At 59.2% G+C, this 20,515-nt stretch carries 16 protein-coding genes; all 16 read right to left on the bottom strand.

Going from position 1 to position 20,515, the window contains the following annotated elements; all coding sequences use genetic code 11:
• Positions 1-414: 414 nt before the first annotated feature.
• A complete protein-coding gene (locus R3C19_12505) occupies positions 415-1,107 on the bottom strand; it encodes an FAD:protein FMN transferase (protein MEZ6061178.1) in 693 nt (230 codons plus the stop codon).
• Positions 1,037-1,705 carry an FAD:protein FMN transferase gene (locus tag R3C19_12500; protein MEZ6061177.1) on the bottom strand — a complete coding sequence of 223 codons (669 nt, stop codon included), beginning with the start codon at positions 1,703-1,705 and terminating at the stop codon, positions 1,037-1,039. Before R3C19_12500 ends, R3C19_12505 begins: the two co-directional genes overlap by 71 nt.
• A 145-nt stretch (positions 1,706-1,850) precedes the next feature.
• The gene (nqrF, locus tag R3C19_12495; protein MEZ6061176.1) at positions 1,851-3,083 is read right to left on the bottom strand and encodes an NADH:ubiquinone reductase (Na(+)-transporting) subunit F; all 1,233 of its coding nucleotides are present in this window, start codon (positions 3,081-3,083) and stop codon (positions 1,851-1,853) included.
• Between the two features lie 189 nt (positions 3,084-3,272).
• Positions 3,273-3,890 (bottom strand): NADH:ubiquinone reductase (Na(+)-transporting) subunit E, encoded by a 618-nt coding sequence (gene nqrE / locus R3C19_12490; GenBank protein MEZ6061175.1) that lies wholly within the window; start codon positions 3,888-3,890, stop codon positions 3,273-3,275.
• A 59-nt stretch (positions 3,891-3,949) separates the two neighbouring features.
• The gene (locus R3C19_12485) at positions 3,950-4,576 is read right to left on the bottom strand and encodes an NADH:ubiquinone reductase (Na(+)-transporting) subunit D (GenBank protein ID MEZ6061174.1); all 627 of its coding nucleotides are present in this window, start codon (positions 4,574-4,576) and stop codon (positions 3,950-3,952) included.
• A gap of 104 nt (positions 4,577-4,680) precedes the next feature.
• Positions 4,681-5,520 carry a Na(+)-translocating NADH-quinone reductase subunit C gene (locus tag R3C19_12480; GenBank protein MEZ6061173.1) on the bottom strand — a complete coding sequence of 280 codons (840 nt, stop codon included), beginning with the start codon at positions 5,518-5,520 and terminating at the stop codon, positions 4,681-4,683.
• A complete protein-coding gene (locus tag R3C19_12475) occupies positions 5,510-6,781 on the bottom strand; it encodes an NADH:ubiquinone reductase (Na(+)-transporting) subunit B (protein ID MEZ6061172.1) in 1,272 nt (423 codons plus the stop codon). Before R3C19_12475 ends, R3C19_12480 begins: the two co-directional genes overlap by 11 nt.
• Positions 6,782-7,114: 333 nt before the next feature.
• Positions 7,115-8,458: a Na(+)-translocating NADH-quinone reductase subunit A gene (locus R3C19_12470; GenBank protein MEZ6061171.1), complete on the bottom strand. Its 1,344-nt coding sequence runs from the start codon at positions 8,456-8,458 to the stop codon at positions 7,115-7,117.
• Between the two features lie 387 nt (positions 8,459-8,845).
• Complete coding sequence (locus R3C19_12465; GenBank protein MEZ6061170.1) at positions 8,846-9,778, bottom strand: diadenylate cyclase; 933 nt, start codon at positions 9,776-9,778, stop codon at positions 8,846-8,848.
• Between the two features lie 173 nt (positions 9,779-9,951).
• Positions 9,952-10,848, bottom strand: coding sequence for an SDR family oxidoreductase (locus R3C19_12460; GenBank protein ID MEZ6061169.1), 897 nt, complete (start codon positions 10,846-10,848; stop codon positions 9,952-9,954).
• A gap of 402 nt (positions 10,849-11,250) precedes the next feature.
• Positions 11,251-12,090: a DUF1080 domain-containing protein gene (locus tag R3C19_12455; GenBank protein ID MEZ6061168.1), complete on the bottom strand. Its 840-nt coding sequence runs from the start codon at positions 12,088-12,090 to the stop codon at positions 11,251-11,253.
• Between the two features lie 52 nt (positions 12,091-12,142).
• Positions 12,143-12,577 carry a hypothetical protein gene (locus tag R3C19_12450; GenBank protein ID MEZ6061167.1) on the bottom strand — a complete coding sequence of 145 codons (435 nt, stop codon included), beginning with the start codon at positions 12,575-12,577 and terminating at the stop codon, positions 12,143-12,145.
• A 141-nt stretch (positions 12,578-12,718) separates the two neighbouring features.
• A complete protein-coding gene (locus R3C19_12445) occupies positions 12,719-13,687 on the bottom strand; it encodes a DnaJ C-terminal domain-containing protein (GenBank protein MEZ6061166.1) in 969 nt (322 codons plus the stop codon).
• 21 nt (positions 13,688-13,708) lie between these two features.
• Positions 13,709-14,380, bottom strand: a complete 672-nt coding sequence (gene pyrE, locus R3C19_12440) for an orotate phosphoribosyltransferase (GenBank protein MEZ6061165.1) — start codon at positions 14,378-14,380, stop codon at positions 13,709-13,711.
• Between the two features lie 313 nt (positions 14,381-14,693).
• Positions 14,694-17,321 carry a trypsin-like peptidase domain-containing protein gene (locus tag R3C19_12435; protein MEZ6061164.1) on the bottom strand — a complete coding sequence of 876 codons (2,628 nt, stop codon included), beginning with the start codon at positions 17,319-17,321 and terminating at the stop codon, positions 14,694-14,696.
• Positions 17,322-18,011: 690 nt separating this feature from the next.
• Positions 18,012-20,471: a hypothetical protein gene (locus tag R3C19_12430; protein ID MEZ6061163.1), complete on the bottom strand. Its 2,460-nt coding sequence runs from the start codon at positions 20,469-20,471 to the stop codon at positions 18,012-18,014.
• Positions 20,472-20,515 lie beyond the last annotated feature (44 nt).

Below are 20,515 nucleotides of genomic sequence, written 5' to 3'. Positions count from 1 at the left end.
GCTCCTATGAGGATTGAATTCCAGGGGCTTGTTTTTCAGGGGCGAGGTCGAAACGACCGTTGTCCACCGGCCGTTTCAAATCGCCGCCGACGCGGACCAGGCGCGTCAGCAGGGAGTCCCGGCAGAGGCACGCGGACCGCCACGAGAAACCCGCTCGGTCGTCCGGTGATCCGCCGGTTCAGCGACGGCTCCATCGTCGGCCCCGCACCATCTCGCGACTACCGCGTGCGCTGACAACCACCGCGCTCAGCCAGGCCGGGATCGCCGCTCTTGAAACGAATTCTGAACGATCCCGCATTCCTGATCAGTCTTGTGGCGGTGCCGGCGATCCTGCTGGGCTGGGGCCTGTACGGTGCCGGAAAACGACTCGACAGGATCGAAGAAACATCCCGGGACTGGTGCGCGACAGTTAATTCACCTCTGTTCGCCGGCCGACTGCATTTGCCTTCGCAGTTCGTCGTTCACGCAGTCTTCCCGGGGAGTACTGCACAGCTCGCACATCGATCGTCCGTCGGAACCCGGCATGGCTGCTAGTCCGCCGCAACTGCCCTTCAACTCCCGGTTCTTCACCAGCACGCCGATGCTCATTCCGCCGATCGCCAGCAGAAACAGCACCGCCGCCGCCACGAATGAAATCCAGTCCGATGAAGATTTGACCTTTGTCTCCGAACCTTCGAAGTCCCCCGCAGCCGTTTCGCGGACCTGCCCGTTACCGACAAGCTCCTGAAACAACACCGACAGGCCATTTGCCTTTGCGACGGCAATTCCTTTCTCTCTGCCCAGCACCATCATGGCGGTGGCCCACGCATCCGCCGTCATACACGATTTGTGAATGACAGACACAGAAGCCGGCGGATGTGGTACGGGCCGTCCGGTCACCGGGTCGATCGTGTGGGAATACCGGACGCCGTCGATTTCGTAGAAATTCCGATAGTCGCCGGAGGTTGCCACGGACGAATTCGTCAGTTCCAGCACGCGGCTCAGCGGTTCCTGCCGAGCGGAAGGCGGAGCGAATGGATTCTGCTGCAGGGGGGATTCAATGCCGATCCGCCAGCCCTTGCGCTGACTTCGCCTCGCCCGCGCGAGTCTCGCCGCCGATGTCGACAACGAACGATGGCTGGCCTTCCGCAATGATGAGTTCCGCGATCGCGTCGACGCCGTATCCCTTGGCAATTGCGGAAAGGTTCAACTGAATTGCCGGGTGTTGCTTTCTGATGGCCGGCGGATCCGGTCGCGTTTCGACGCGCGTCATCCCGGTATGGCCCAGCGCAGTCCGGATCTGTTCGTCCGTCGGAATCGACTTCTCGCGCCGGTCTCCAAACCCCCAGAGATCAATCAGGGGCGAAACGGTCGGATCGAATGCGCCGTTCGAAAGCGCGTGAATGCGTCCGGCCTCCTGAACCACGGCGACCAGTTCCGCCGAAACGGGAAACCAGTCCGTGCCGCGACTGGCGTTAAACCGCGAAATCTCCGATTCGGCATCCCAGGTCGACATCTGGCGGTTGATCTCTGCCAGCCGCTGAGTGATGGCCGCGCGAAGTGCTTCGCCATCGTCGGTCAACGCCGGCGAATCCACGACGATGGCATAGTAAGTGCCCATCGTCTCGCCGCTGATCCGCAGCGGCTCAGCGGCATTGACTGTCCGTATCGATGGAATCCACAACAGAATCGCTGCTGAAACCAGTATTCGCAGAGGTGTCGCCATGGCTGGAAACGTTCCGGACTGAAAGCGGAGCCAACGGTTCATTGTACCGCGGCTCCGCAACACGTCACTGCACGAAAACCGGAGTGTCGGCATCACCTGACCAGCAGCAGCAACAACACCGGGATGAATGGCAGCCTGCCCGTGCCTATCCGCCGAAGTCGTCGAACGCGATGTTTTCCGGTTCGACGCCCAGGTCGGACAGCATGTCCTGCACGCATTTCAGCATGATCGGAGGACCGCAGATGTAGTATTCGCAGTCTTCCGGAGCCGGATGCTTTGACAGGTATTCGTCCAGCAGAACCTGGTGAATAAACCCCTTCAGACCGGTCCAGTTGTCGTCGGGCAACGGATCGGACAGGGCGATATGCAGCGAAAAGTTGTCGTGCCTGCGAGCAATCTCTTCGAATTCATCGATGTAGAACAACTCACGAGTGCTGCGGCCACCGTACCAGTATGACACCTTGGCTTCGGTGTGAACCCTTTTGAAAAGCTCAAAGATGTGAGACCGCAACGGAGCCATCCCGGCGCCACCGCCGATGTAGACCTTTTCAGCCGGCGTTTCCTTCACAAAGAATTCACCGTACGGTCCGGAAATCGTCACTTTGTCGCCGGGTTTCAGGTTGAAAATAAACGACGACATTTTCCCCGGCGGAGTTCCCGGTGGTGACCGCGGCGGAGGACTGGCGACGCGGACGTTCAGCATGATGATGCCCTTTTCGCCCGGATAGTTGGCCATCGAATAGGCTCTGACGACAGGTTCCGTAACGACGGATTCGATGCTCCAGAGGTTGAACTTGTCCCAATCTTCGCGAAAGCGTTCCTCAACATCGAAAGTGGAATACTTCAGTTGATGCGGCGGGCATTCAATCTGGATGTAACCGCCGGCCTTGAAGCCGACGTCCTCACCTTCGGGCAACTCCAGCACAAGTTCCTTGATGAACGTGGCCACGTTGCGATTGGACCGCACGGTACACTGCCACTTCTTTGTCTCAAAGACTTCCGGCGGAACTTCAATCTTCATGTCCTGCCGGACAGCCACCTGACAGGACAGCCGGCAGCCTTCGCGTTCCGCCTTCTTGTTGATATGCGTCTTTTCCGTCGGCAGGATGTCGCCGCCGCCTTCGTGAATCAGAACTTTGCATTGCGCGCAAGTTCCGCCGCCCCCGCAGGCGGAGGAAACAAAGATGCCCTGAGACGCGAGTGCTCCCAGCAGCTTGCCACCCGCCGGAACGGTGATGTCTTTCTGGCCGTTAATCAGGATGTGAACGTCGCCGCTGGAAACCAGTTGCTTTCTGGCTCCCAGAATCACGGCCACCAGCGCAGTGATGATGCCGGTAAACATGACAACGCCGAAGAAGATGGCGAGTAATTTGTCCATGAGGTAAACCGAAACCGTTTACGAGTCTTACTCAGGATCCTGTGCCGGTTGCGGGCAGATCCTGAAAGAGGTGCCAGCGGAAAGGCGTGTTTGCACCCTGGCGGAAGCTTGACACAGTGCAGGAAAAATCAGGTCAGCGTCACGCATTGACCAGTCCGGGATGGTGAAGGAACACATTATTCGTGACTGCTACAACTGGATTCCGGAAAACGACTGAAATGCCAGAGCCATCAGCCCCACAGTAATGAAGGTGATTCCAAGTCCCCGCAATCCGGCCGGAACGTCACTGTATTTCATCTTCTCCCGAATGCCGGCCAAAGTGACGATCGCCAATGCCCAGCCGAAACCGGAGCCAAAACCGAAGACAACGCTGTCGCCGAATCCCATGCCGCGTTCCACCATCAGCAGTGTTCCGCCCAGAATTGCACAGTTGACCGTAATCAGCGGCAGAAAGATGCCCAGCGTGTTGTAAAGAGCGGGGACGTAGCGATCGAGCGTCATTTCCAGGATCTGCACCATCGCCGCGATGACACCGATGTAACTGATCAGGCCGATGAACATCAGGTCCTGTTCGGCCAGAGCCTCACTTCCAGTCCAGCTTAATGCCCCTGGCTGCAACAGGTACTGGAAAATCAGGTTGTTGACCGGAACCGTGATGCCCTGAATCACGATGACTGCGATTCCCAGCCCGAATGCTGTCTTCACATCCTTTGACATGGCCAGGAACGTACACATGCCCAGGAAGAACGCCAGAGCGAGGTTTTCGGTAAAAACGGACTTCAGAAAGATGCTCAAATAGTGTTCCATGGCTGTTCACTTTGGCAGAACGAATGACGGCATCAGGCAAGCGCGGGAGAATCAGGCTGTCATTCAGACTGCACCTGCTCCGGTTTGAAGGTGCGGATGATCCAGATAATCATCCCAATGATGAAGAAGGCGCTTGGGGAGATCAGCATCAGGCCGTTTGTTGTATACCAGCCGCCTTCCGTGACCGGTTTCAGTATCACTATTCCAAACAGCTTTCCGGAGCCGGTCAGTTCCCGGACAAAACCCACAATGATCAGAATCATGCTGTAACCGAGGCCATTGCCGATTCCGTCCAGAAAGCTCAGTTGCGGACCATTCTTCATGGCGAATGCTTCGGCGCGGCCCATGACGATGCAGTTCGTAATGATGAGTCCGACAAACACGGATAATTTCTGGCTGAGCGTGAACGCAAAGGCCTGCAGGAACTGGTCTACGACGATCACCAGTGACGCGATCACCGTCATCTGCACGATAATGCGGATACTCGTGGGAATCACCTCGCGAATCAGCGCGACGGCAGCGCTTGAAAACGCCGTGACCAGCGTTACTGCAACCGCCATGACAAAGGATGTCTTGAGGTTGGTCGTGACCGCCAGAGCGCTGCACAGCCCGAGGATCTGGAGTGTGATCGGATTATTGTTGAACAGCGGGTCCAGCAGGACCTTTTTGGGAGTTTGCTCAGCCATCAGATTGCTCAATCATCAACCAAATACAGAGCCGGGCGGCTTTCGGCAACATGCTGCATTCGTCGCAACCGGACATTCTCCGGCGGCGAACATCGGGTGTTAAATCAATGTGCGGGGGACTGTTCAGCGGACGAACCGATCCCGGCCTGGGCGGTTCCCAGAAGATTTTTCAGATACGGTCCGAAACCTTCCGGGCCAAACCAGAAACTGAGCATATTGCTGACGCCGTTAGACGTGAGTGTTGCTCCTGAAAGTGCGTCAACCTGATAATCGCCTGACGCGCCCTTGGCGACTTCAATCTCCACATTCCAGTTGGGATCGTAGATCTTCTTGCCAACCCATTTCTCGCGCCAGAGCGGATTTTCCACTTCACCTCCCAGGCCGGGCGTTTCGCCGTGCTTGTAGTAGGTGATTCCGACCACGGAAATTTTTGAAGGATCGCCGACCGCATTCTGCACATCCAGAGCAATGAAGCCCCAAAGTGTCGACCAGAGTCCATATCCCCGGATCGGAATGACCAGCGTTCGGAGTTCACCGTTGTCGCGGACCTCGTACACGATCGAATATTTTTCGCGACGGCGGATGCCTGCCGGATCCATTCCTGCGGGGAGTGCGTCGCTGAGTTCATTGCTGCGGGCCGCGCGTTCAGCATCCAGGTCAGGGTCCGTCGGTTCAAACCGCTCGCTGGATGTATTGGTTTCCAGGTCAACAATCACCGGTGTAATAAACCGGTTGTAAAACTCGGAAACATCAGCCGCGCTATCGGATTCGTCTTCGTCCGTCCACAGGCCGGCTGCCTTCAGAATGCTCTTCTGTTTGAATTCCTGCTTTTGTCTCTGCTGAATCGGCCGCAATCCCACGGCCATTGCGGACACCAGCACGGAACAGACCAGGCACAGCAGAATGGCTACTCGAAACGTGTTTTGGATGGAGTCACGCTGCATTGCGAGCCAGCCTCCGCTTGATGTTTTTCTGAACGACGACGTAGTCAATCACGGGTGCGAACACGTTGCCGAACAGAATGGCCAGCATGATGCCTTCCGGAAATGCCGGATTGATGACGCGAATCACGATCGTCAGCATTCCTATCAGGATGCCATAGAACCATCGTCCGGTATCGGTCATCGCCGCGGAAACGGGATCGGTGGCCATGAACACCAGGCCGAAGGCATATCCGCCGACAACCAGGTGCCAATACGCCGGGATTTGAAACACGGCATTTGTCTGACTGTCAACGCCGTTCAGCAGCACGCTCAATCCCAGAGCACCGACCAGGACGCCCGCCATGACTCGCCATGACCCCACGCCGGTCAGAATCAGGAAAGCCGCTCCCAGCAGACATGCCAATGTGGAGGTCTCTCCCATCGACCCGGGAATCCAGCCCATGAAGGCGTCCCAGAATCCAAGATTCAGGCTTTCCGTCACGGCTCGGAATGATGCTCCACCCGCCTGAACCTTCTGGATAGATCCCATGCTGGTCAGCAGAGTCGGGCCGCTGAATGTATCGACAGCCGCGACCCAGACTTTGTCGCCGATAATGTGACCGGGATATGCAAAATAAAGGAATGCACGGGCAGTCAGCGCCGGATTCAGGAAGTTTTTCCCGGTGCCGCCGAACACTTCCTTGCCGATCACCACGCCAAAGCTGATCCCCAGAGCCACCTGCCACAAAGGAATTGTCGGCGGCAGCGTCAGCGGAAACAGCATACCGGTCACCAGAAAGCCCTCATTCAGGTCATGCCTGCGAACACAGCAGAACAGGACTTCCCAGGAACCGCCGATGATATTTGTCACCAGATAGACGGGAACGAAGTACAGCGCGCCGTGCAGAATGTGCCACAGCCAGTTTCCTCCGCCGGCGGGATCCCACCCCATTCCATGCAGCAGTGATTCCCGCCAGCCCATCTGCTGCAGATAGGCTTCCACGGACATTCCATCCTGAATGACGGCTCTTGCCGCCGTGTCCGCCTGATAACCCGTGTTCCAGCACGCCATATAGATACACGGAATCAGCGCGACCACAACGGTGATCATCATGCGCTTCAGGTCCATGCCGTCGCGGACATGAGAAGCCGTTCTTGTGATCTCGCCGGGCGTGTAGATGAACGTGTCCAGCGCTTCATATAGCGGATACAGCCGTTCCAGCTTTCCGCCTTTGTGGAACAGCGGCTCCAGTTGATCCAGTTTGTTTCTGAGGAATTTCATTCGATCCGACCGGAACCAGATGGTGCACTGAAGGGCTGAGGTGTGTATCCGGATGTTGCCTCGTTCGCTGCGACCGGTCTCACGACCTGGCGTATCCCGGTGCCTCGAATCAGAGCGTTAGTTCATATCCCGTTTGTCATTTCACTTCCGAATCTCTGCCTGGCTGAGTCGGCCTGGCAGCATCCCGGAACGCCGAAAGCGTGCGATCGGGCGGTGACGGTCGTTGCGGTTCCGCGGTATCACCACCCGCCAACGAAAAGTACCGCCGTTTCAGTCTTGTCCGCCGCCCGACACAGGTCGCCGCAAGGGAATCGGGCTGACAGGTCGTTCGTGCTACCCATCCATTTCAATTTGAGTCAGGTTCGTTCTCAACAAGGGGCCATAGTCATACTTTCCGGGGCAGACAAATGTGCAGAGCGCCAGGTCTTCCTCGTCCAACTCCAGACACCCGAGCAGCGTGGCCTGTTCGGTATCACCTACAATCAGTGCTCGTAGCAGAAACGCGGGCTCAACGTCCAGAGGCATCACCCTCTCATACATGCCGACGGGAACCATTGCCCGTTTACTGCCTTCCGTGGACGTCGAAAACGCAAAGCGGCGAGTTCTGTCCCAGGCGGACGTAAAGATCCGGCTGACGGAGAACTTTCCGCTTCCGGGTGTCAGCCAGCCGAGGAACTCCCGCTGGTCCCCTTCCGGGATGGCCGACACCTGGAGATGATAGCGCCCCAGAAACCGAGCGTCGTCTGCTGCGGCTCGCCCGCTCAGAACGCTTCCGGAGATGACGCGAACCCGGCCTTCGTTCAGCCGTCCGCTTACCAGTTGATCCAGGCTCGCCCCGACGCGGGTACGAACAAGGTTCGGATTCTTCACGGACGGCCCGGCCACGGAAACGACTCGTTCCAGCTTCAGCCGCCCCGTGATGACAAGGTGGCCGATCGCCAGGACATCCTGGTAGTTGATCGTCCAGACAGTTTTCTTCAGGCCCACCGGGTCCAGTCGATTGATGTGCGTTCCGGGAAGGCCGGCCGGGTGCGGTCCTTCAAACTGACTTGTGTGGACGCCAGGCAGATCTTCACCGGGCACGGGACTGGCCGGTCTTCGACACAGGTGAACGACGGAGCCGGTCAGTTTCGCCAGGGCCATCAGTCCGAATCGAAAATCTCCTTCCCGATCCCGAATGACAATTGACGGGTCGACGGCCAGTGGATTTGTGTCCATGGCCTGCACAAAGATGGAGTTGGGGACGCTTCCGGGGGCGGGGACTTTGCTGAACGGCCGCGTCCGAAATGACGTCCACAGGCCGCTGGAAGTCAACAACTCCGTGACTGCGTCGCGAGTCACGCCGGCGAAATCTCGTTCGCCGAGAGCCCGGAACTCGACAGCGTCGCTACCTTCCGTCTGGATGACAATTGACCGGAACGCGCGTCGAGCACCGCGGTTGACTTCGAGTACCGTCCCGGCTGCCGGACTGGTGTAGATGACCCCTGCTGTCTTCTTGTCTTCGAACAGGGGTTGACCCAGCTTGATCAGATCGCCCGGCTGCACGAACATCGTCGGCTTCATTCCAACGTAGTCAGCCGCAAGCAATCCAACCTGGCTGACTGGAGGACCGTCGGTGATGATCTGTTCGGGCTCTCCTGTGATCGGAAGATCGAGCCCCCTGGTGATGCGGTGCATTCGTTCGTCACAACCTCTTCCGTCGGTGGATTCGAAACGCTAAGTCGAACAGCGAAAACACGATACGGTGATGATGAACACCTGAGCCCGTGATCGACAGACCTGTCGATCCCGCTCGCGCTGCACCGTTGTGCGAGCCGCAGCGAACGCATGGCGCGGCAGTCGCGGACAGCATGCGACGGCTTCCCCCGCTGCCATCTGCCGCCGGTATCTTAGTGCGACCGACTTCTTTTGGAAGCCTGCCATTTCCGCTTCCAGTTTGCTTGAAAGATCCGCCGCCCGCGTTCTCGAACGCAGGAATCGCTTTCCTGATATGTGTGACCCGCAATTGAACGACAGACGGACCAATGGCTTCGCATGAGTGACCGTGACCGCGTACGTGGCGCACTACGAATCGATTGCTGGCGGTTCTGTATCGAAATCCGTCCATTTCATATTGGCGTCCATCGGTTCCAGCCGCAGGACAACCACGCCATTCTGAAAGATTCTGACGGTCCCGGTGGATTCCGACACCGCGATGGCAATCGCGTCGGTTGCCTTGGAGATTTCCGCCGCGGCCCAGTGCCGGGAACCAAGGCCCTTTGACAGCGTCAGATTCTCCGCGGAAGCTCGCAAATGCCGTCCGGCAGCCTGCACGACTCCGTCGGCGGAAATCACGAACGCCCCGTCAATCTGAGCAAGCTCCTTCATGCTTTCGCGCACTCGCGGATTGCGCAGCATCCGTTCTGCGCGGGAGTACCCCTTGAACGGGTCATGTACCTGCTCCTGGGACAGGCCCATCACCTTGCGGTGGTTACCGACGACGAACAGCGTGCCGACGGGCTTGCCTTCTCGACCTTCGCGTCCGATTTCACAGGCCAGGTCGACGACCAGCCGCAGCGTTTCCAGCGGCACCTGAGTTTCCAGCCGCTGCAGATCGCGGGAAGTCAGTTTCGCGAGCTGTTCGGCAAGCTGAATCAGACTGATCGTGTCGAACGTGTGACGCTCGAAGCTGGCATAAACGGCAACGATGACGTCGCCCGACTGCAGCAGTTCGTCGGCGATTGCCTCCAGCAGCGCCTGCGTAACCTGTGTTGCACGCGTCTGTGGCTCATGCAGGATCGGTACCAGGTCGACTCCGTCTTCCCGAACGGCGGCCTGAATTTCCGCCTTGTCCGTTGCCACCAGCAGCCGCGTTCCTCGCAGCAGTTTCCTGACTTCGCGAAAGTCGAGCAATTCCTCAGCCAGCAGGACAATCGCCGCCGACGACGACAGATGAGCAAGTCGGCGAGCGGTCTTGAGGAGGTTCTCCTGAGGAACCGAGATCTTCTTTCGCTTCATGCGTTGAGTGTATTCGAAGCACACCCCTGGTCAACGGCTCACGAAGCCCCATCCCCGCGAAATGTCATCGCAACCGGCTATCATGAGTTCATCGATGCTCGCGCCGGCGATCATCGCATCAACAGCATTCACTGCACGCGCGAAGCTTCGGCGGCCACTCCGGTTGCCGTGTCTTATGCGGCCTTCGAGCCGTTGCTGTGTGACACCTCTGTCGAGCGGCACTGTTCAATCGCCCGCAGTCTGGCCTCTTCTGCCTGAAGTCGCTGTTGCCGACGTCTGCGTTTGCTGCGGCTGAACTGGTTGGCGAAGTCGATCAGGCCGGGAGCAAATCGCTTTAACTGAAACAAACCGTGAGCCATCGGCGTGATCAGTACCTGTCGCCTGTTCTTCCGAATGGCTTTGATGGTCAGCATGGCCACTCGTTCCGGCGAGGCACACAGCCAGCCCGGCGGATGCGGCACCGTGCGGTCGGCACTGCTGGCCGCGGATTCATACAGCCTGGTTCTGACGGGTCCGGGACAAATCGCCGACACGCCCAGGCCGCGTCGGCCGTATTCCGCTCGCATGGCTTCCGTAAATCCGATCAGCCCGAATTTGCTGGTGTGATAGGCGGCAAACCGGCCTCCCGCCACAATGCCCGAGATACTGCACATATTGACAAGGTGTGCGTCCGGGCGCTGCAACAGGTGCGGAAGCAACTGCTGAGTGATCCGGATGGGAGCCAGCAGATTGACAGCCATCAGCCAGTCCCACTGCTGCTGCGTCATTTCTTCAGTCGGACCGTAATAAGCGACGCCGGCGTTGTTGATCAGAATGTCGATTGTGTCGCAGTGGGCCAGGGCATCCGCCACGGTTGCGTGTGTGGCGCCGGAATCCGTCAGGTCGCACGTTTTGGTCCACACACGACCACCGAAGGATTCCAGCGCCGTCGCCAGCCGGCGGAGACCCGCTTCGTCAACATCTACCAGACACAGATGGCAGCCCTGCCCGGCAAGCTGCATGGCCAGTTCGCGGCCGATTCCGGAAGCCGCTCCCGTCAGGAAAACCGTCCTGTTATTCAGATCCCGCATGTGAGTTCCTTCTCAGCGTCGCAGTCGAATGGATTCAGCCACGTGCTGAATTCCTTCGTTCAATCGCAGGTGACCGATGCGAAGCGATTCCGTTCCGTCTGGCGGCAGTTTAGCAGTGTGAACAATGCGGCGGGAGACAGCTTTGCTGAGGCTACCATTCCCTTCAAACCTGTCTTGATGTTTGACACAGGCTGTGCCAGTGCGTCTGCACTGCGGAAATCACTGGCACAGCCAGTGCCACAAAACTCATCAATTCCGTCCTGACAGGACACTCCAACCGACCACGCCCGTGTTGTCGCCCCGGACAACAAACCGAAACGTGAATTCAGCGTGCACGTCAACGAATCGCAAACCGTGCGTGCGTCCCGCGGAGTCCGATCCAAAAACACGGCGATCGTCGAGTCATTCCGTAGTCGTCGCGGGGACGGTTGCCCCGCCGTCATCAGTTTTTCTTGAGATGACGGGTTCGCTGAAGTTCGTGTCGGGGCGATTCAGATCCAGTTCCCGGATCCAGGCATTGCGATAACGGACGTCGTGGCCTTCACACTGCAGTTTGATTCCGCCGGGAGTATCCGTGATGCCCCGGCCGCCGTCGTTGCCACCGTCGATCCCGGAATTCGGTCCACCCCAAACCTGATTGATGGCCACGTTTTCGTGAACCCTGATCCCGTTCAGGTACATTGTGACGATAGCCTTTTGCTTCCGCTGGCCGTCCTGAAACCGCGCGGCGCGAAACGTGATGTCAAAGGCATTCCACCTGCCGACTCCTGTGTAGGCGTGATAGGGTGATTCCGTTTCGTTGATGACAGCCGCCATCCCGTGTTTTGTGCGGTCGCCGTCCAGCACCTGAATTTCGTAGCGATTCTGCAGGTAGACTCCGCTGTTGCCGCCGGGCTTCATAATCAGCACTTCGATGTGCAGCCGGAAGTCACGGTATTCCTTTTTGGTAACGATGTCCGCCGCGCCGAATTTTCCTCCGGCGGCCGCCGGGTCATCGGTCATTACTACGGTGCCCTCGTCCACCGGATCGTCGACAATCTGCCATTTAATCGGCAGCGACGATGCGAACCCCGGCCCGTCCCAGTACGTCCACTTTTCGTCCAGCATCTTGCGGCTGCCGTCGATCAGAACTTCCGCGTCGGCCGGAGGTTTCGCCCCGACTCCCACGTCGGCGCGGCATGCAGCCGCACTCGAGAACGCGGTTACCACAAACAGTGCGATGGTCAGGCGATAAGCGGTCATGGACGTTTCCTTCAAACACAGTTCGAACCGGCGATTTGCAGTTTCATACAGTTCACTCACACATCGCCTGAATGCGAGTCGCCAGACATTCGGCGAATGCTTTCAGTCTGTTCAACTCTCGGAATAACGCGATCAGAATTACACACCAGATAACTCCGGCCGGCACCGCAACCAACAGCGGAAGGGTATCGCAAATCAGCAATACCACGAATAGTACAGGGATTTCTGCGATGACGTGGAAAGCTCCCTCGGACCAGTCTGTTTCTAAGTACAGGATGTCATGGTCGCGGTCGATTCGGGCAAGTGCGTTGATCATCGGAATGCGTGTGAACCATTGCCACGGCCGCGACCCGGCGCGGATTTGAAAACAGTCTGCGTCACGGCGTGTGAAAGAAAAATCCGGGAATCCGTTTCGCTCCGCGACCTGTTCCATGTATTGAATTGAAAGATTAAAGGTCCCAATCCCTTTGCACTTGAAAGATTTCACATCGCAAGACATTTCTGTATGCCGGATGGAACGACACGTCTCGACCACGGACGAACCGGAACTCGCGGGCTACCAGCTCATCTGCCTGGCGTACGGAGCAAAAGCCCAGTGGTAGATCTGTAAAATGAAGATGTGGTCAGATCATGACGACCACAGATTCTCTCGCGGGTGTTGAGGTGCCGCCTTCTCAAGTTTTCGAAACAACTCGGTGGCTTCATCCGACAGTTCCTTCGGCGTGACGATCTTGATGACCGCCAGCTGATCGCCGCGTTCGCCCGTCTTTCGATCGCGAACGCCCTTGCCACGCAAACGCAGCTTGCCACCGCTGGAGGTACCGGGCGGAATCGACATGACGACCGTGCCTTCCGTCAGCGTCGGCACGTCCACTTTGGCTCCCAGTGCCGCTTCCGTTGGCGTTATCGGCACGTCAACCAGCAGGTTTTTTCCTTCGCGTCGAAACCACGGATGGGCGGCAATTCGCACAGTGACCAGCACGTCTCCCGCCGGGCCGCCGCTGCGACCGGGGTTTCCCTGACCGGCGAGCCGAATGGTGGCACCATCGTCGATGCCGGGCGGAATCTTCACAGTCAGGCGTTCGGTCTTGCTGCCGGTCTGCAGCGACATTTCGTGTTCGCCGCCTTCGACGCCGACCTGAAACGGCACTCGCACCTCCGCGCGAACGTCCTGGCCCCGGTTCGGCCTGACCTGAGCCCGCCGGCCCGCACCGCCGCCGAATGGACTTCCTCCCCCGCCGCCACCCCCGAACGGACTGCGCCCACCGCCGCCACCGAACATGCCACCCAGCAGGTCTTCCAGATCAAAACTGGCGGAACCACCGCCACCGGTGAAGCCTTCAAACGGGTTTCCTCCCGAACCGCCGCCGACCTTGTTCCAGTGCTGGCCGAACTGGTCGTACTTCTTCCGTTTCTCTTCGTCGCTGAGTACGTCGTAGGCTTCTGTAATCTCCGAGAACTTCTTCTGAGCACTCGGGTCGTCGGTGTTGGCGTCGGGATGAAATTTGCGAGCCAGCTTCTTGTAGGCCTTTCGGATCTCATCCACGGACGCCGACCGCGAGACTCCCAGGACTTCGTAGTAGTCTTTTTGTGCCATGACTGTTCTTGGAACTTCCTGCTATTCGCTGCCGCCGTACTGTCGACGATACGCCTGAATCTGATTGTACAGTTCTTCGGTCACGACCACCTGCCCGTCGACTTCCCGGCCCCGCAGGAATTCCGCGATTTCCTCAATGGTCACGATGGCAAACGTCGTCATCGTGAACTGATCCCGCAGTTCCGTCAACGCGTTGCGATCGCCAAGGCCCCGTTCCATCCGGTCGACGGACACCACCAGGCCGGCGAGCCGCACGTCCGCCGCGGATTTCAGCAGCGGAACGGTTTCGCGAATCGAGGTTCCCGCCGTCGTGACGTCTTCGACAATCAGGACTCGTTCTGCGGCCGACGGGTTGTGACCCACCAGGCTGCCGCCTTCGCCGTGGTCCTTGGCTTCCTTGCGATTGAAGCAAAACGGCACATCGGTACCCCGGCGACTGAGTTCCATGGCGATCGCCACAACCAGCGGAATTCCCTTGTACGCCGGTCCGAACAGGAAATCGAATTCGATGCCCTGCGCCCGGATCGCGTCCGCGTAGTACCCGGCCAGTGCATTCATCTGAGCACCGGTTCGATAGCGTCCGGTATTGATGAAGAACGGCGTCCGGCGCCCGCTTTTTGTGGTGAAGTCGCCGAAGGTCAGCACCCGGGCACGCACCATGAACCGGATGAAATCCCGTTTGTAGTCTTGCATTTGACAGTTGTCTGAAGGTCGTGAAGCCGGCCGCGCCGGTGGAAGTCGCCGATGATGATCGTGCAGGTTTCCTGGAACAGTCGCCGCCATACCGCGCGGCGAAGCGCAATGCGCCGCATCACGCAGGGGAGCCCGTAGCGCCGAGAGATAATCGCGGGGAAGCCGGCGAGATTCAACGCCCGCGAACGATGTCCCCTGTGACATCCGTATTTCCGGACGGCACCCGATTCGCCTGCTTTGGCACGCACGTCGGATGGCGCGATCGTCGCTGCACGGACAGGCATGATGCCCACCAGCAGCGCCGTTCGTCCGGCTACAACCTGGAACGAATTGCGTCGAGTGCTCGCTGGGCGTTGTGCTTCAGCAGGTTGCTGCCGGATTTTTCGATCTCCTCCAGCGGCCGGATGCTCTTGCGGGTGCCGATCTTCTGCAGCACTTCAATCAATGTGCGCTTGGCGTTGTCGTCGGACAGTCTGCTGAGCGACTTCAGGATCGGTTCTTCGGCCGCTTCGCCGGCGTTGATCAGCGCATCCTTCGCGTCGTTCCGCAGGCTGCCTTCGACTGTTGCGTCGATAATCGTTTCGAACAGTTCCGGCTTGTTCATCGCAGCCATCTTCTTCAGCGCGGCTCGTTTGGCGTTGAACAGCGACGCGTCGCTGTCGGCCAGAATGGCCTGCAGTTCTCCCGCATGTTCCTCCGTCGCCCAATTGCAGAACGCCTCCATCGCGCCCATGCGAACGCCGCTGTTGCTGTTTTTCTGGTGGTTGCGGATCACACGCAGGACTTCGTCGCGTTTCGCATCGACGACCGCGATATCCGCCAGACGTTTCAGCGGTGCAAATCCTCCCGGTCCGCCTTCGGCCTTTCGGATGTCCGCCAGAATGCTGTCGACAAGGGCCGGGTCCGGGACAGTTCGTTCCTGTTCCTGCTTCTGCTTGTGTTCTTCCATGCGCTGCCGCGCTGCTTCGCGCTCCTGTTTGACTTCCTGCGGATCACGCAGCAGGTAGGAGACTTTGATCGGCAGCCTGGCGGTTTCGCTGTTGTCGTCATCGTTTTGTTCCAGCGTGGCCGAGTATTCGAAGCTGACCGGCATGCCTCGCCGCGTGTCGAACACGATGTCTCCCTGGCCGCGGATCCTCATGTACGGCCGAGCCTGGTTTCGCGTCGTTGTGAATTCGTACTGCTTGCGGATCGTAATGCGCTCATTCAGCTCCTGGCCGAGCGTATAGGACGATCGTTCGACAGCGGGAATCGTCTCAATCGTTTTTTCCTCCGGTTCGCCGAACGGTGAGAATCCGCCGGGGCCGAATCGCGGGCCGAAGCTCGGACCGAAACCGGGACCAAATCCCGGCGGTCGCATGCGGGGACCGCCGATTCCCCGCGGTCCGAACGGTCCGAAACCCTCTTCCTTCTGGATGCGCCGCAGCGTGGTTTCGACTTCCGTCTGCCACGACGCATCACCATACGGATCAAGCGGTTCAATGAAGAACGAACCGATCGGACCCAGTACAAACGGCAGGTGTTCCTCGCCGCTGAATTCTGTGATTTCGCCGAAACTGTCGACTCGCAGCGTCCCGTGATCGTTGCTGGAAGTCGGAAACGAGGGCATGCCGCCGAACGGCATTCGGCCGTTGCCGGACATGCGTGACGTCTCCGTAAAGCTGGCGCTGAAGTCCACGTTAAACGCGTCGCCGCCGGCCGTTCCCCACACCTTGATATACGCGACGGCGGGAGTGACCTGTCGAGCGACCTCGGTTCCGGGAAGCGGTGGCTGTTTTGCCGCAGCTTGAACGTTCAAGCCCTGAGCACTCAGCAGTGTGCGAAGTTCGTTGGCCGGCACAGCAAACCCGACCGAACTAATCCGCGAGCCGGACAGCTTCGCGCTGGCGACGCCGATCACCTGCCCCGCTTCGTTCACCACCGGACCACCGCTGTTACCCGGATTGATGGGCGCGTCAATCTGCAGCCGGCGCCCGCGTTTCGGGTCTTCGACGATTCCGGCAATCGTGCCGGAGGCAATCTTCACACCTGTGCCGAGCACATCTGACAGCGGAAACCCGATGGCTCGCACGCCTTCCGCCAACTGCACGCTGTTGGAATCCGCAAACGTGACGACCGGAAGATTCTGAGCTTCAATCCGAATCAGCGCCAGATCTTCGCGAGGCTGTTCCGCCAGCACGCGAGCCGGATAGGTGCGGCCACCGATTTCGACTTCGATCCGCTTTGCTCCTTCGACCACATGAGCACACGTAGCGATGTATCCGTCAGCACGGACAGCGAAACCCGTGCCGGAGCTTTCCGTGTCGGCGCCATTCGCCGCCATGCTGCCCTTGACCAGGTAGGTGCAGGCCCCCGTTACGACCTTCTTTTCATCGCCAAAGTCCGCTTCGACCGTGACCTGATAAACGTGTTCGTCGCCCTGCTTCCAGCCGTAACGCAGTCGCCGGTTGTCGGCCGCCACAGCCGCGCCGGGATTCTGTGGAGCCGGCTGCTGCGGCGGTACTGCAATCGACGGGGCCGGTGCCTGAGGCTGGGGATTCAGCGGCGGCGGTTCCACACCGGCCGCCATCGAAGCACGCGGTGACGGAGCCGGTTCGGGAACTGTTGTCACAGGCGCCGTGTCGGCAGGCCGTACCAAAGACGGCGCGGGCGACGTTTCCGCCGGAGTTGTCGGTGCGACAGGTGACGGCTGCCCCGATGGCGGTGACGCTGCCACCGTCCGCTGAGAACCATCGTCGGCCGCTCCGTTGCCTGACGCCACCGCCGCGTCGTTCGACGCGCCGTCGTCGCCTCCTCGCAGCAGGTAGAACGCTCCCGGAAACGCGATCAGCGCGACAAGCGCCACCACAGCGAGTCCGACGAACATCCACTTCGTTTCCCTGCGAGCGCGAAGTTCATCTTCATCGTAATCGTCGATCTCGGGCACGTCCTTTTGTGACACTCGCTGACGTGTCGCAGACGCCGGTGCCGGACGAGGCCGCTGCTGCCGGCGCGTCGCGCCGGATTCTGCACGGGAGACGTCCGCGGAACGCGAATGGTCGGGACTGCGCCGACGAGGCGGCTGCGGCTTGTTCCCCGGAACGGATGGCTGCGGAGAGATCGTTTCCACCTGAGGAACTTCCAGAATCTCACCACAGCGCGGACATTCGATCTCGGTTCGACCCGTGTCGGTCCGAAATCGCAATTTGGAATGACAACCTCTGCACTGCAAAACCATATGGCTCATGACACGCTGCTCCGTGGCCCAGGGGACACCAGATTATGGCCTGCCCGCCAACGACACACAACAGCCCGTCACGGAACGAAGCTTCTCCGAAAAGGAGGTTATACTGGCCGCGGCGGACGCCGATACTTTTCGCTCTTCTTACTCCCGCGAGCCCGAATGTCTCATTCTGCCCCGCTCGCGGTATATGTCGAGCCGGCGAAATGCACACGGTACAACAGGACTCCGATCCCGTCGCTGCAATTCGACCTGATCGGAGTCCCATCGTACAAATGCGTGAATAGACCGGGAAATTCGCTGTGAATCCGACAGTTGTGAGTCGCAGCCACAAAAAAAACCGACTCCCGTGCGGGAGTCGGTTCGAAGTTCGTGAGCAGCGTTCGGCCGTGGACGGCGCGATTCCGACGATCAATTACCGGTGCCGGGATAGCCGCCGCTGCCGCCAAGACCCGGAACGGCGCCCTGATTTTCACGACGCTGGCGAGCTCGCTCCCGGGAGTCCATCTTCTTTCCTCCGCTGCCGCCGTAGCCGAATCCCCGACCGGCCATCGCGTTTCCGCCGCCCATTCCCATACCCATCATGGCTCCCATGCCGGCCGATCCGCCGTCGGCACCACCGAACAGGCCATCCGCCGCGGACGCGGCTTTTTGTCGCCATGCATCATAGTTTTCAAGGATGGCCTTCATGACACGAGAGTCATCCTGTTCCTGAGCATTGCGATCACCCACAGCTCGCATCGCCAGCGTGCCATCGTATTCCACAACGATGACCCGATCGGGGATCGCCTTTTCGCTTCGCGGGATCGAATTCAGCTCACCAGCCAGATCCGGATGATCCGACGCGCTTGGCTTTGGCGCTTCGATCGCGGCCGCCAGCAGATCGCGAGTGCGGAAATGCACGTCTTCGTTGTCGAGCGTTTCTTCGGCAAGATTGACGACTTCGTGCTTCTGGAAACCACCGATCGGCATACCGACGGGAACCTTGACGTCACCCATCACCGGCATTCCCGTGTCGGTATTTTCGAAGAAGATCGGGAAGTCCACGCGTTCCTGCGTTCCCGGTCGAGAGCCGGCGTCCACTTTCGCCACGTAGTAGCGATACTCCATCGGAATCGCCACCGGTTCCGTCGGCTGGCTCCAGTCCGACATCAGTGTCTTCTGCGTGGCCAGTTCCGGCTGTTCCAGGCGATCCAGCGGAACGTTGAAGTTGGGATTGCGCATTTCCAGTCGAACGCGATACTGATACGTCTTGCCGCGATCCACGGTGAAGTCCATGAACCGGACAAGCAGCAGACGCTGTTCCGCCGTGGCACGGCTTGTATCCAGCACCTGCTTTTCCTTGTCGGTCAGCTTCTTGTTTTCGCCAAGACCGCTTTCGATGTCCTTGACGATTCCACTGAAGAAGGCATCTTCGCCGCCATATGCGTTCGCCGTCGCCTGCTGAATCTGATTTACGTCGCGAACAAATTCCGTGAATCCCCGCTGTTCCGCTTCCATGGGAGGCAGCATCTCACGAGCTTCCTCGGCGCGTTCCAGAATCAGTTCATTCATCTTGTTGATGAGGTCCTGTTCTTCCGGGCTGAGTTCAAAGTTTTCCAGCCGGTTATGAGACGCCTCTTCCGCGCGCCAGACGCCTGCCGCACGCCGCGGAAGCGGCATGGTGATCGTGTTTCTGGTGACCGCAGGAGCCACGATGTCGCGGTCGACTCCCAGAGATTCCGTCAGGATTTCCGCGTAGTCTTCCCGTCGCAGAGGTTCCCATTCACCCGCCCACGGATCGGGGCCGGCGATGGCTTCCTTGCGTTCGACGTGAAGTTCGACGTAGCTGATGTATCGCTGAGTCGCCTGCACGTTGCTGGCCGGAATGTGCAACGCGTCGGAGATGGCCTTCCGCTGTTCTCGAAGGTCAACAACCAGCCGCACCGAAGCTCCAACCGACAGCCGAACACGCTTGGTCACTTTCGTACCTCCGACTCCGGCGCCATAGCCGTAACCGGGTCCGCCCATGCCCATTCCGCCCATCATCATCATCATCATGCCGCCGTCGCCACCACCGGCATCGCCGCCGCCACCGCCGGGATAACCGCCGCTTCCGCCGGGATAGCCGCCACTGCCACCGGGATAACCACCGCTGCCTCCCGGATAACCCCCACCGGGTGCCGCTGCACCGCCGCCGGGGTAGCCGCCACTTCCGCCGGGATAACCACCACCGGGTGCCGCGGCGCTTCCGCCGGCTACCGCCGCGCTACCTCCAGGATAGCCGCCACTTCCGCCGGGATAACCACCGCTGCCACCGGGATAGCCGCCGCTTCCGCCAGGATAACCACCAATTCCCGCAACACCCCCGCGTGCTTCACCGTACTTTTCTTTCAGCTCTTTCAGACGGGCCTTTTCGTCGTCCGTCAGGTCTTCTTCCTTTTTCTCGTCTTCCATCGACTTCGTCATCTTGTCGTCCTCTTCCGTTTTCGGCGGCAGAGCGATGGCGACGCTGACGACGGAGGTTTCCGGATCGAAGGGAGCGATCACCGCGACACTGGAACGTTTTTCGTTGATGCGGTGCAGCGGTTCGTTCCATGGTCTGTTCGTGGCGTATTTTTCACGATCCGTCGTTTCTTCAGCGATCTGCCGGGCCATTCTGCGGACGTCAGGAGTTGCGGCGAACTTCGCCTTCTCCTCGTCGCTCATGGTGCCTTCTTCCATTTTCTTGTCGGTCTTCTCCGCAAGTAGCTGCATTTCTTCCGGAGTCTTGTCGTAGCCGCTCCAGCTTGCGCTCGACAGAGCGAACAGCCCCAGCAGGACGACAATACCGGCGACGAACTTTTCGCCGTGGTTGATCAGAACCGCTTTGAAATCGAATTTCTTTGCCATGATCGAAAACTCCCGGATGGAGAAAATGCCGGTTCCCGGTCGTG

The sequence above is a fragment of the Planctomycetaceae bacterium genome (genome assembly GCA_041398785.1).
GTDB lineage: Bacteria > Planctomycetota > Planctomycetia > Planctomycetales > Planctomycetaceae > JAWKUA01.
Note: the sequence above shows the minus strand (reverse complement) of the source record. Positions and strands in the feature narration are given on the sequence as shown.